The following is a 355-nucleotide window of genomic DNA, read 5'->3' as shown; positions in this document are numbered from 1 at the left end:
GATGCTGGTGCGGGGTGCCTTCGCCTCGCTGTTCGTCGGCCTGCTCGCCTGGCAGCGCGGCGCGCTGGCCAATCCCGGCGCCATGCTGCAGCCGATGGTGGCGGTGCGTGTCGCCGGCGAAGCCGGCGCCACCGTGTCCTTCCTCATCGCCCTCGCCTATCTGCCGATCGCCAATGTCTCGGCCGTGCTGCAGGCCCTGCCGCTTGCCGTGACGATGGGCGCCGCCCTTTTCTTCGGCGAAGGCGTCGGCTGGCGTCGTTGGCTGGCAATTGCCCTTGGTTTTGCCGGCGTTCTGATCATCGTGCGGCCGGGGTTCGAGGGCTTCAGCGTCTATTCGCTGCCGGCGCTGACCAGC

The 355-nt window shown here is 69.3% G+C and carries 1 protein-coding gene; it reads left to right on the top strand.

Going from position 1 to position 355, the window contains the following annotated elements; genetic code table 11:
• Positions 1-355 (top strand): DMT family transporter (locus tag EN808_RS35380; RefSeq protein ID WP_135918236.1); only part of this gene is annotated, 355 nt, incomplete at both ends.

This window comes from Mesorhizobium sp. M8A.F.Ca.ET.165.01.1.1 (assembly GCF_004792065.1).
In the GTDB taxonomy this organism is placed as follows: domain Bacteria; phylum Pseudomonadota; class Alphaproteobacteria; order Rhizobiales; family Rhizobiaceae; genus Mesorhizobium.
This window is presented reverse-complemented; position numbering and strand designations above follow the sequence as displayed.